Origin of the sequence: Nocardia sp. CC201C, assembly GCF_030010695.1 — a bacterium.
Lineage (GTDB): Bacteria > Actinomycetota > Actinomycetes > Mycobacteriales > Mycobacteriaceae > Nocardia > Nocardia otitidiscaviarum.
In genome coordinates this window covers 1-12,232 of sequence record NZ_JASCXP010000221.1, presented here as the reverse complement: position 1 = coordinate 12,232, position 12,232 = coordinate 1, and the positions used below count along the sequence as shown (strand labels likewise).

The 12,232-nt window shown below is 71.3% G+C and carries 9 protein-coding genes; 2 read left to right on the top strand and 7 right to left on the bottom strand.

What is annotated here, in order from left to right; genetic code table 11:
• Positions 1-1,167, top strand: a 1,167-nt coding sequence (locus QK444_RS21850) for a PEP-utilizing enzyme (RefSeq protein WP_282783158.1), incomplete at its 5' end; no start/stop codon positions are given.
• The gene (locus tag QK444_RS21845) at positions 1,151-4,018 is read left to right on the top strand and encodes an alkaline phosphatase D family protein (protein ID WP_282783156.1); all 2,868 of its coding nucleotides are present in this window, start codon (positions 1,151-1,153) and stop codon (positions 4,016-4,018) included. The genes QK444_RS21850 and QK444_RS21845, both read left to right, overlap by 17 nt.
• A 108-nt stretch (positions 4,019-4,126) precedes the next feature.
• On the opposite strand, the gene QK444_RS21840 is transcribed toward QK444_RS21845, so the two are convergent.
• The 7 genes from QK444_RS21840 to QK444_RS21810 all read right to left on the bottom strand — a co-directional run bounded on the left by QK444_RS21840 (position 4,127) and on the right by QK444_RS21810 (position 12,075).
• Positions 4,127-4,552, bottom strand: a complete 426-nt coding sequence (locus QK444_RS21840) for a pyridoxamine 5'-phosphate oxidase family protein (RefSeq protein WP_282783155.1) — start codon at positions 4,550-4,552, stop codon at positions 4,127-4,129.
• 31 nt (positions 4,553-4,583) lie between these two features.
• Complete coding sequence (locus QK444_RS21835) at positions 4,584-4,844, bottom strand: hypothetical protein (protein ID WP_282783153.1); 261 nt, start codon at positions 4,842-4,844, stop codon at positions 4,584-4,586.
• Positions 4,845-4,929: 85 nt separating this feature from the next.
• The gene (locus tag QK444_RS21830) at positions 4,930-6,309 is read right to left on the bottom strand and encodes a wax ester/triacylglycerol synthase family O-acyltransferase (protein ID WP_282783151.1); all 1,380 of its coding nucleotides are present in this window, start codon (positions 6,307-6,309) and stop codon (positions 4,930-4,932) included.
• Between the two features lie 61 nt (positions 6,310-6,370).
• Positions 6,371-7,354 carry a 1-phosphofructokinase family hexose kinase gene (locus tag QK444_RS21825; RefSeq protein WP_282783149.1) on the bottom strand — a complete coding sequence of 328 codons (984 nt, stop codon included), beginning with the start codon at positions 7,352-7,354 and terminating at the stop codon, positions 6,371-6,373.
• 7 nt (positions 7,355-7,361) lie between these two features.
• Positions 7,362-7,784 (bottom strand): Hsp20/alpha crystallin family protein, encoded by a 423-nt coding sequence (locus QK444_RS21820; protein ID WP_282783147.1) that lies wholly within the window; start codon positions 7,782-7,784, stop codon positions 7,362-7,364.
• Complete coding sequence (gene fdhF, locus QK444_RS21815) at positions 7,781-10,474, bottom strand: formate dehydrogenase subunit alpha (RefSeq protein ID WP_282783145.1); 2,694 nt, start codon at positions 10,472-10,474, stop codon at positions 7,781-7,783. The genes QK444_RS21820 and fdhF overlap by 4 nt, the downstream gene beginning before the upstream one ends.
• A 5-nt stretch (positions 10,475-10,479) precedes the next feature.
• Complete coding sequence (locus tag QK444_RS21810; protein ID WP_282783143.1) at positions 10,480-12,075, bottom strand: NADH-ubiquinone oxidoreductase-F iron-sulfur binding region domain-containing protein; 1,596 nt, start codon at positions 12,073-12,075, stop codon at positions 10,480-10,482.
• Positions 12,076-12,232: the final 157 nt, after the last annotated feature.

Genomic DNA, 12,232 nt, shown 5'->3' with positions numbered 1-12,232 from the left:
GCGGCGGCGGTGCGCCACCGGCTGCGGGCCGCGGCGGTGCGTCGGCATGCCCGCTTCGACGCCGATGTGGCGATCCAGGCGAGCGGTGAGATCGATGCCCGCGCCAGGATTCTCGACTGTCTGCCGCCGCACGAGCTGCTGCGCTACCAGCTGGCGCTGATCGACCTCGCCACCCGCGCCATGGCCGCCGAGATCAGCGTGGCCGCCGACGCCGGGGCCATTCACACCGGGCTGCGGGCGGTGCTGCGCCGCTACGTCCCCGCGGAGCGGGCCCGGCGGCTCGCGCACGCCCTGGTGGTTCCGGAACGGGTCATCAGCGCGTCACCGCGGGCGTCGGCGGCGATCCCGGCCGGCCCCACCTGGTTGGAGCTGGGTCGAAAACCCCTCTCCCCCACCACGGTCGGTGACCGTGCCGCCGCCTTCGACCAGGTCATGACGACGCTCGAGCAGACCGAACGCTGGCCGAGTGCCGCGGTGCCGCGCTGGCTGCGCCACCGGCAGATCCAGCGGCTCGCCCACGAGGCCGCCGAACAGCTCGAACGCCGGGAGCGCGCCAAGAAGGCGATCCTGTTGCTGGGCGGGGAGATTCGGCGCGTGCACCTGGAGATCGGCCGCCGCCTCACCGCGCGCGGCACACTGGCCGAACCGGCGGAGGTGGAATTGCTGCGGGTGCGGGAACTGCGTCCCGCGCTCGTCGACGGCGCACCGCCCGCCCCGGCCACGCTCGCGCACCGTCGCCGCTGGCTGGCCCGCCAGGAACAGCGCGATCCGCTGCCGCAGCACTTCCGCGGCGTTCCCGGCCCCACCGCGACCGCGGTGCCGACCGGACGGCGACTCACCGGTTGGGCGGCGGGCAGCGGCCGATTCCGCGGCACCGCACGGCATCTCGACGCACCCGAGCAGTCGATCGGCACCGACGAGGTGCTGGTGGCGGTGACCACCGACCCGTCCTGGGCGCCGCTGCTCATGCGCTGCGGCGCGATGGTCATCGAACAGGGCGGCCCGCTCTCGCACGCGGCGATCCTGGCCCGCGAGTTCGGTGTACCCGCCGTCTTCAACCTGCCCGGTGCGGCGCGCGCCCTCGACGGCCGCCCGGTGGAGGTCGACGGCGACACCGGCATCGTGACCCTGCTCGACGAAGGACCCCCCGATGCGCACCCACGCTGACGACCGCCGCCGCGCCGAACTGTTCGGCGGCACCGGCTCCCACATCTTCGTCCCCGCCATCATGGGTGTGGGACTGCTGTTCTGGCTCGCCAGTGAACTCCGCGAACTCGTGCGCACCAGCGGCGATGCCTCGCGGGCCAAGCGCGCGGGCATCGACGGGCACGCCGTCGCCCGCTTCACCATGGGCCCCGGCACCCCGGATTCGGCCGCGCGCCGCGGTCTGCGCCCGCGTCCGGTGTATCTGCTGATCGCGATCACGCTGCTGGGCGGGGCGCTGTACGTGACCATCGGTTCGATCGCCAACTTCTTCCAGCAGCCCGGGTGGGTGGCCGATATCGCCTGGCTGCTGATCGTCTCGCTCGCGGTGGCGGGCGCGGCGGTGTACTACGGCGTGATCGCGGCGATCGTCTTCGCCCGCTATCCGCGCCCGCCCGCCCGGTGGAGCCGGGCACTCACCAATTCGCTGCTGACCACCCGGCCGGTGGACGGTGACGAGTGGCTGGGGCGCCCCGGCTGGCGTCTCGGCGCGGGCTTTATGGCCGCCACGGCCGCGGCGGCGCTGCTCTCGCTCATCCTCGGCGCGTCCCCGTACGTGGTCGAGGGATTCGACGCCTACGTCGAGAACTGGTTCGCTGGACTGTCGATCCCGTTCTGGACCGACTTCACCGATCGGGCCTTCGCCACCCCGACGGTCCTGGTGTATGTCGTCCTGGTCGGCTTGGCGGCCATGCGCTGCCGCGCCCTGGCGGTGGCCTACGCCGCCGCGACCGGTTTCGGTCTGCTCGCCAGCGTGACCTTGCGCGTCCTCGTCGACCGGCCGCGCCCGCTGGACGGACCGATGGCCGGAGCACTGGATTCGTATCCCTCTGGGCATGTGATCCAGGCGGTGATCGTGGCCGGACTGGTGCCGCTCGCGGTGGCGACGCTGCTCGATCGGCGCGGCGTCGTCACACCGCTCACGCTGATCTTCGGCACGGTCGCCGTCGGCGCGGCGGTGAGCCGGGTCGCCGACGGCTGGCATTGGCCCACCGATGTGCTGGGCGGCGCGGCCGTCGGTCTGGCGCTGGTGTTCGGGGCGCGCTGGCTGATCGCCATGCCGCGCGCCCACGTGGCCTGCCGGGGCTGTCCGTGGTCGCCGGTGCAGCATCGGCACCCACCGCGCGGAGTCGTTCACCTGACCATGCCCGCCGCCTCGGTGGTCCGCATGCTCGCGCACGTCTCGGCCGCGGCCGTGGCGGTGACGCTGGCCGTGCTCACCGTGACCGTCGGCATACCGGCCAGCGAGGAGGGTTTCGTCTTCGGCTCGGCCGTCGAGAAGCCCGCGCAGCTGGCACTCGCGGGCGTGGTGTCGGTGGGAGCGTTGCTCGCGTGGCGGTGGGAGGCGATCGGCGCGGTGCTCATCGCCTTCGCGGCCACCTGTCTGGGTATCTTCGCCGCCATCGAGTACCAGCCGAGCTACGCCATGGCGTTGACGGCCGGGGCCATGGTACCCGCCGTGCTGCTGTGGCTGAGCTGGCAGCATCGGCGCACCGCCGGGGAGCTGGTGGCGCTCGCGCTGGTCACCGTGCTGCTGTTGGCGACCACCTGGTTCGGGGCGAATCGGGTGTACGCCATCCAGTTCGGGCCGACGCATCCGGACAGTTCCGCGCCCGCGCTGGCGGTGGACCGGGTGGACTGGGTGTGGTCGGGTGCGCTGCGCGCGGACGGCATCGCCGTCACCGCACGCCTGGCCGACGGATATCGGACGGCCGGGCTGCGGATCACCGCCGCGGACGGCTCCGGGACCGTCGACACCGCGGCCGTGGCCGCGGGGGCACACCGCGTCGTGCGCATGGATGCCGCGGGGCTACGACCCGATACGTCCTACCGGTACACGGTGGTGGTGGACGGCGAACCCGACACCTCCCGTGGCACAGGCCGTTTCACCACGCCGTCGGTGGGCCCGATGTCATTCCGGTTCACCGCCGGGGCCTGCGCCCGGGTGGGCTCCAACGGCGCCGTGTTCGACGCGCTCAACGCCGAGAATCCGCTGTTCCACCTCGCTCTCGGCGATCTGCACTACGGAAATATCGAAAGCACCGAAACCGGACCGTTCTTCGACGCCTATGACCGGCTGCTCACCCAACCGGGCCAGGCCGCCTTCTACCGCAGCGCCCCGATCGCCTACGTCTGGGACGACCACGACTACGGGCCCAACGACGCCGGAGCCGAGGCCCCCGGCCGCGACGCCGCCCGCACGGCCTTCGGCACCACGGTCCCGCACTACGCGTTCCCGTCCCCCGGCGGCACCATCAACCAGGCGTTCACGCTGGGGCGCGTCCGTTTCCTCCTCACCGACACCCGTTCCGCGGAAACCGACACCACCATGCTCGGCGCCGAACAACTGGCCTGGCTCATCGACGAGATCGTGCGGTCCAGCCGCACCCACGCCCTGGTGGTGTGGGGCAATTCGATGCCGTGGATCGGCGCCGCCGAACCCGGATCCGACAGTTGGGCCGGACATCCGGACGAGCGAGCCCGCATCGCCGACGCCATCGCGGCCGCCGGGGTGCGCAATCTGCTCATGGTGGCGGGTGACGCCCATATGGTCGCCATCGACGACGGCACCAACAGCGACTACTCGACGACGGCCGGTCACGGTTTCCCGGTCCTGCACGCCGCGGCCCTGGACCGGCCCGGCAATGTGAAGGGCGGGCCCTACAGCGAGGGAGCGTACCCGGGCGGCGGGCAGTACGGGGTCGTCGACATCGCCGACGACGGCCGCACGGTGACCGTCACGCTCACGGGAAAGCGTTGGGATGGGACGGTTCTGGTCGACTACGAGTACACGGTGAGCGCTGGCGCGGCGTAACGGGTGGAACCGCGACGGGCAGATGCGGCGCCGTCCGCGTCGCTGTGGGTCCGCGCCGTACAAGGTCCCCCGACGTTGTGGCTGGGCGGCATGGTGGGGCCGCGCCGCTCAGGGCGCGATGAGGCGTACTCCGGAGACCAGGGTGGGTTCGATGATGATCACGGTATCCATGACGCGGTCGACCCACGGGCGTAGCAGCCGCTCGTAGCGTTCGATTCGATCCGGATCGGTGAGGACGCGGGCGAAACCGGTGACGACGACGGACCAGCCCGCGCGGCGAATCGGATCGATGTCGTCGGCCTCGAAGGCGACGACCGTGTTCTGGCGGGCGCGCACGGTGGCGCTCAGGCCGGAGTCGACCCGGGTGCGCAGCACCACGATCTCCCCGTCACCGACCAGATGGTTGACCGGGCGAATGGCGGGCAGCGCATTGCGGGTGAACACCACACGGCCGAACGGCACCGAGGCGAGCAGACTCATCGCCTCGGCTCGGTCCAACTCCACCAACTGGTGTTCCTGCTCGGTGGAAAACACGCGGCGGTCGCCTCCCTGTTATCTCTACTCGTCAACAGTCATCCATCACACCAACCGCCGCGAGTTCGCGACAGGGGAAAAAGTCCTCTCCGCACAGTTCGAGACCCGACTCACGCACCACGTCCCATTCGGTCGAGCACGATGACCGGAACAACGCCTCGACCTCGTCGTCGCGACACCCGATCATCCGAACGACGCCGTTGTCGTCCGCCTCGCCCGAGGCACCGGATCGATCCTTCGCATATCTCAATGGTCCGCCGGTCGCCCGGCTCGCCGTAGGAGCGATGGTCACCGGCGGCGCCGCCCTTCGGCGACGCTTCGGACCGGTCGCGTCCTCGCCGGGTGGGGACCTTGGTCCCATCGCGAGCGGACGACGATCAGACCGGGCTGGGGCTGTGCCGACGCACCCGCGCCAGCAGGGTCCGGAACTCCGCTTCGACGGCCTCCGCCAGCACGGAGAGGTCCGCGGTGCTGTCGTAGTCGCCGGTGATGCCGAAGTTCAGCTGGTCGTCGTAGCTGAGAATGGCGATGCCGGTGCGCACGCGCAGCGCGATCGGCACCGCGGGCAGCAGTTCCAGGACCCGCCTGCCGTACATGGTCAGCGGCCGACGCGGACCGGGCACATTGGTCGCGACCGCACCCACTCCGCGCTGGGGCAGATGTCCGAGCAGTCGCACGCCCCAGGCGACGGGCGCGAAGGGCAGCCGGTCCGCCAGCGCCAGCAGCGACTTCTCGGCGTGCGGCGCACCGCTGGCCTTGTGTCGCGCGAGGTGTTCGTGAATGGTGGTCAACCGTTGCACCGGATCGGCGAGATCGAGCGGAAGCAGCGGCAGCATGGCCGACACCCGGTTGTCGGGAACGTATTTCGCGGTGTCGGGGCGCATGGAGACCGGCACCAGGACGCGCAGTGTCTGCGCGGTGGGCTGTTCGCCCCGGCGCAGCAGCAGGGTGCGGTAGGCGGCGGTGATCGCGGCCAGCACCACGTCGTTGACGGTCGCGCCGAATGCCGCGCCGATCTCGCGGGCCTCGCTCAGCCTGGTGCGGGCGATGGCGTAGCGGCGCTGGCGGCCGATGGCCCCGATCAGCGACGACGGCGGCGCGGGCGTGACGGCGGCGTAGGCCACCGGAAGCAGACCGGTCACCAGGCCGAGCAGCTGCCCGGGCAGCTCCAACGGCAGTCGCGCACCCTGGCGCAGGGCGTCGATCCAGCTCGCACCGGCGGACTCGGCGGCCGTCGCCGCCGATCCAGCGGGCTCGGCGGCCGCGGGCGCGCCCGGCTCCGAGGCGGCCGTCTCGTCGCACAGGCTCTCGAACAGCGATACGCCCGAAACCCCGTCCACCAGGCTGTGATGCGCCTTGATGAGCAGGGCCCAGCGCTCGTTAGCCAGCCGTTCCACCACGACGCACTGCCACAGCGGGTGATCGCGGTCGAGCCGCTCCGCCAATTCGGTCGCGACGAATTCGCACAGGGCCGCGTCATCCCCCGGATCCGGCAGCGCGGTCCATCGGATATGGTGCGCCACATCGAAATCCGGGTCGTCCTCCCAGACGGGGGCGACCAGGTCGAGGGGTCCGCGCCGGACCCGCTGCCGCAACCGCGGCTGCCTCGCCAGCCGACCCGTGATGGCCGCGACGACTTCCGTACGCGTCGGCGGCGGACCCGAGAGGATCGCCACCGCGCCGATACCGAGGCTGACATGCCGGTCGGCGTCCTCGAGCTCCATGAAACTGGAATCCAGCGGGTGTAGTTCGGTCATCGTGCGGGCCTGTCCTGCGAAGTGGGCCACCGGTTTTCCGGCATAGTCCAGCGTCGCGCAGTCAGTCACCGCGCACACGGGTCGAACGCAGGACATCGTGGGGACCTTCGTCCATCCCCGCGCCCGCGGTGAGCTCCCGATACAGGTCCAGAATGCGGCAGCGCGACCCCGGCTGCGAGCCCGGCGTCCCCAATGCCGCTGTGGCCGCCGCGATTCCGAGCCGCACCGCGTCATCGAGTCGATAGCCGCGAACCAGACCGACGGTGGTGCCGCCCACCATGGCGTCACCGGCCCCGATACCGCTGCGCACGCCCACCTGTATCGGCGCGTACCACCGCTCGGTATCCCGGGTGACCGCGAACGCGCCCGACGCGCCCAGCGATACCAGCACGATCTCGCTGACGCCGCTGTCCACGAGGCCGCGTGCCGCCGCCACCTGGTCGGCGCGCCCGATGAGCGGGCGTCCGACATGGTCGGACAGTTCCCGCACACTCGGTTTCATCAGATGCACGCCGCCGCGCATCGCCCGCAGCGGCGCGCCCGAGGTGTCGAGCACCAGGCGCACGTCGAGATCGGACAGGATATCGGCGAGCCACTGGTAGAAGTCGGCCGGAACGCCCGGCGGCAGCGTGCCGCTGGCAATGACGTAGCGGGCATTGCGGGCCAGCTTCTCCACCGCCGCCAGGCAGCGGTGCTGTTCGCGGTTGGTCAGGCGGGGCCCGGGGAATACGAAACGGTACTGCTCGCGCGTGTTCTCGTCGGTGACGGCGAGATTCTCCCGGGTGTGTCCGGCCACCGGAACCTTCCGGTAGGCGACTCCGGCGTCGCGCACCAGTTCCTCGAACTGCGCACCCGCCGGGCCACCCGTCGGGAAGACGGCGGTGACCGGCACATCCAGCGCCGCGACCGTGCGCGCGGCGTTGACGCCGCCGCCACCGGGATCGAATCGCGGTGGCGTACAGCGCATCTTGTCGGTCGCCACGAGACGTTCGGTGCCGGTCGCGATATCGATCGCGGGGTTCATCGTCAGCGTGACGACCGACATGGTTCACCTACTCGCCGGATTTGACTTCGATCGACTTCGCCTGCGACTGCGGCTCGGCCATGGGCACCGTGACGGTCAGTATGCCCTTCGCGTAGGTGGCGTCGATGGCGTCCTCCTGCGCACCCGGCGGCAGTGCGACGGTACGTACGAAGGAACCGTACCGGAATTCCGAGCGGCCCTTGTCCTCTTTGCGTTCGGTGCGCTCGGCCTTGATGGTGAGCTGACCGTTCTGCACGGACACCTGGGCGTCGGCGGGGTCGATGCCGGGGATCTCGGCGCGAATGACGTAGCGGCCGTCCTCGACGGTGTCCTCGACCCGCAGCAGGTGCGCGCCGAACATCGGGACATCCGGCGGCAGTACGGAATTCCACAGATCGGCGACATCGGGCAGCAGCGAACCCGGGTGACGGTGTACGGACAACAGACTCATTTTCTCTCCTCGGTGAACGACCGCAGGGCTACCGCGGTGACCTTGTACTCCGGACAATCGGTGACCTCGTCGGCGGACCGCGAGGTGAGCTCGTTGGTAGGGGCCTGCGGGAAGTGGAAGGCGGTGAAGACCTGTCCGGGCGCGACCTCGTCGGTGGGGCGCGCCGACAGCACCATCCGGCCGCGGCGGCTGCGGATCTCCACGGGATCACCCGCCGCCACCCCGAGCGCTGCCGCGTCATCGGGTGCGATGTCCAGGGTTTCGCCCGCGAGCAGTTCGGCGTTGGGGGTGCGCCGGGTCATGGATCCGGTGTTGTAGTGCGCCAGTCGGCGACCCGTCACCAGGACGAACGGATACTCCGCGTCCGGTTCCTCGCCCGGCGGCAGATATGGCCGCGCCGCGAGCGCCGCACGGCCGTCGGCGGTGGCGAAGCGGTCCAGGTGCAGGACGGGGGTGCCGGGGTGGCCGGGGTCCGGGCACGGCCAGTGCAGCGGTCCGACCCGGTCCAGCCGATCGTGCGAGATCCCGCCGAAAGCCGGTGTGAGGCGAGCACATTCGTCCAGCGCCGCCGCGGGGGTCGGGCACCCGGGATCGGCTCCCAGGGCGGACGCCACCGCGCGCAGGATGTCGAAGTCGGTGCGCACCCCGCCCGGTGGGTCGAGTGCCGGGCGGACGCGTTGGAAGCGGCGATCGAAATTCACGAAGGTGCCGTCCTTCTCGAGGAACGACGCGGCCGGGAGCACCACGTCCGCCAGTTCGGCGGTGCGCGAAAGGAAGACGTCCTGGCTGATGACGAGTTCACAGGCGGCCAGGGCGGCCCGCACATGCCCGGCGTCGGGGTCGGAGCTGACCAGGTCCTCACCGATGACGTAGAGCGCCCGCAGGCCGCCGTCTAGTGCCGCGCCGAACATGGCGGGGATGCGCAGGCCCGGCCGCTCCGGTATCGGCACTCCCCACCCGCGGGAGAACCGCTCGCGCACGGCGGGATCGGCGAGCCGCTGATAGCCGGGCAGCACATCTGGCAGCGCACCCATATCCGATGCGCCCTGCACATTGTTCTGCCCGCGCAGGGGCAGCACCCCGCAGCCGTCCGCAGTGCCGACGGTCCCCCGCAACAGCGCCAGATTGGCCAGGGTGCGCACCCCGTCGGTGCCGTGGGCGTGTTCGGTGATGCCCAGGCCGTACAGGATCACCGGATGTCGCGCGCTGCCGAACAGGCGGGCGGCATCGGCCAGCGCCGCCGCGGGCACGCCCGCGACAGCGGCCACCCGCTCGGCGGAGTAGTCGGCGAGCAGGGCCGTCAGTTCGTCGAGTCCGGTGGTGCGGTCACGCAGATAGTCGTGGTCCACCTGGCCGGAGTCGAGCAGCAGGCGAGCCAGCGCGTTGAAGACGGCCACATTCGACCCCGGCACGCCCCGCAGGTGCACATCCGCCAGGTCCGCCAGTTCGGTCCGGCGCGGATCCACCACCACCAGGCGCGCCCCGGCGTGCACCCGGTGCACGATCCGGGAACCGACCACCGGATGCGCTTCGGTGGGATTGGCCCCCGCGACCAGAATGCAGTCGGCGCGGTCGAGGTCGTCGAAGGAGTTGGTACCGCCCGCGAACCCGAACGACGCGGTGAGCCCGGCCGCGGTCGGTGCGTGGCACAGCCGGGAGCAGTTGTCGATATTGTTGGTGCGCAGGACCGTTCGGGCGATCTTCTGCGCGAGGTAGTTCTCCTCGTTGGTGGCGCGCGCGGAACAGATCATGCCGATGGCGTCGCCGCCGTGGGTATCGCGCACCCGGGTCAGCTCCCGCGCGATGTGCGCGAGGGCCTCCTCCCAGGTGGCTGGTCGCAGTGGCGATCCACGCCCCGCCGCGCGCAGCAGCGGTTGGGTGAGGCGGTCACCGGATGTCACGAACCCGTGGGCGAAACGCCCCTTCACACAGGCGTGTCCGCGATTGACCGGTGCGTGATGGGTCGGGGTCACGGCCACGATGCCCGCCGCGTCGGTGTGCACGTCGAGTGCGCAGCCGACACCGCAGTAGCCGCAGGTCGTGGTGGTCGTCGCGGTCGCGGTGCGGCCCACGGCGTGCTTGTCGTAGAGCGCGCCGGTCGGACAGGAGTCGACACAGCCACCGCACGACACACACGGCGACTGCGCCCACGTGCCGCCGTCCCCCGCGGTGACGACGGTGTCGAAGCCTCGACCGGCCAACTCGAGTGCGAAGGTGCCCTGGACATCGGCGCACATGGCGACACAGCGGCCACAGGCGATGCAGAGGTCCCGGTCGACGCCGATATAGGGATGCGAATCGTCGGTGCCGCTGGTGTGCACGGCACCGGTGAACGCACCCCGCTCGACGCCGACGCTCGCACAGACGCGCACCAGTTCACTGCGCTCAGGCGGTATGCCGAGTGCACGGGCGGGCAGTTCGGAGACGATCAACTCGAGGGTGCCGCGGGCAGCGGCACGGGCCACCGGATCGCCGGGGTCGATCATCATGCCGTCATGGACCGGTGTGGTGCAGGCCGCGACCGCGCGTCGGTCCGCGGCGACCAGGCAGATACGGCAGGAACCGCGCGGTAGCAGCCGATCGTCGTGGCACAGGGTGGGCAGTTCACGGCCGGACGCCCGGATGGCGTCCAGCACCGTCGCGGCGGCGGCGGTCTCGACCGGCGTGCCGGCCACGTACACACGTACCATCACGGTCACCCCCGGTCGTGGATTCCATAGACGCGCAACAGGCTTCGGACCGCCGCCGCCACCCCGGTGCCGAACGCGCACATGCTGCCGGTGCGCATGATGTCGAGCAGTCGCCGCATCGTCGCGTCGGCGGCGGGCTCTGCGGCGTCCATGCGCTCGGCCAGCTCCTGTCCGCGCCGGGTGCCCACCCGGCACGGGGCGCAGGCGCCGCAGCTCTCCCGGGCGGCGAAGGTCCACAGCTGCCGCAGCAGATCCACCGCGCCGACGGTGTCCGGCACCGCGACCAGGCTGCCGTGTCCGAGGCTCACGCCCCGCTCGGCCAGGTCCGCGGTGGCCAGTCCGGTATCGAGTTCGTCGGGGGCGAGGAATCCACCCAGGGGGCCGCCGACCTGGAGGGCCCGCAGCCGATGTCCGTCGCGCAGCCCACCGCCGAGGTCCTCGACGATCCAGCGCAGCGAGGCGCCGAACTCCACCTCGTACACGCCGGGGCGGGTGAATTCGGAGTTCAGGCAGACGAGTTTGGTGCCCGTCTCCTCGGGCCGCCCCAGCTTCGCATACGACTCGCCGCAGTTGCGCACGATCCACGGCACCGCCGCGAGGGTCTCGACATTCTGCAGCACGGTCGGACGGCCACCGTAGCCGCATTCGGTCGGGTAGGGCGGTCGGGTCTGCACCGTGCCGCGCAAACCCTCCAGGGAGCGCAGCAGCGCGGTCTCCTCACCGGCCACATACGCGCCCGCGCCGACCTGCACGGTCACGTCGAAGTCGAGTCCGGACCCGTGGATGTCGCGGCCCAGCTGCCCCGATGCGCGGGCCTGGTCGATGGCGGCGCGCATCGTCCGCGCCGCCACCGGATACTCCGAACGGACCAGGACGATTCCTCGGTCGGCCCCCACCGCCGCGGCGCACAGCGCCATCCCCTCCAGCACCCGGTGCGGGTCGTATTCCATGAGCAGCCGGTCGCAGTACGAGCCCGGATCGCCCTCGTCGCCATTGGCGACCACATAGCGGGGGGCCGGATTCCGGACGGCCGCACGCCATTTGGCGCTCACCACGTATTCGGCGCCGCCCCGGCCGCGCAGCCCCGACCGCACCACCTCGTGCCAGATCTCGTGCTGGCGGCGGGTCTCGACCACCTCGGCCCACACCTGCCAGGGCTGCGCGTCACCGACCAGTCCGGCGAGCACCACCGGCTCCGCGGCGCGGCAAGCGTAGGGAATCGGCGGTGCGGGCGTGCGCTCCGAACCGCTCAGCAATGTCTCGCCGTGCAGTTCCGCTGGTGCGGCATGACAGCTTCCCAGGCAATAGACCGATCGCTCGTCCGGGCCCGGTGCCGCCGGGTAGCCGCCGCGCGCGACGAAACATCCGGTGCCGTCGCACACGCTGATCGGTCGCGGCTCGGTCAGATCCGCGTAGAACGACGCGGAGCCGGCCACCGTGGCCTGGGGCAGATGTGCCGCCGTGGCGATGGCGTCGATATCGCCGCGCCGGATCTCACCGTGCGCATCGGCCGCGTTCCGCAACCAGCCGGTCACGTGCGTGGCGGATGCGGTGACGCGGTGCGCCCGAACCGCCATCCAATCGCGGGGTCGACTCTCCATCGCCTCTCCCTCTGCCCCGGCTCTGCGGTGGCCGGCACCGACTACTCTGCGCTCGGACACGTCGGTGCCGGGAGGGCCGCCCAGCCCACTCCCGCAAGGTCTTTGGTCCCAGCCGCGACGGGCGCGCCGCCTCTACACACGTGGTCGCCGAGCACAG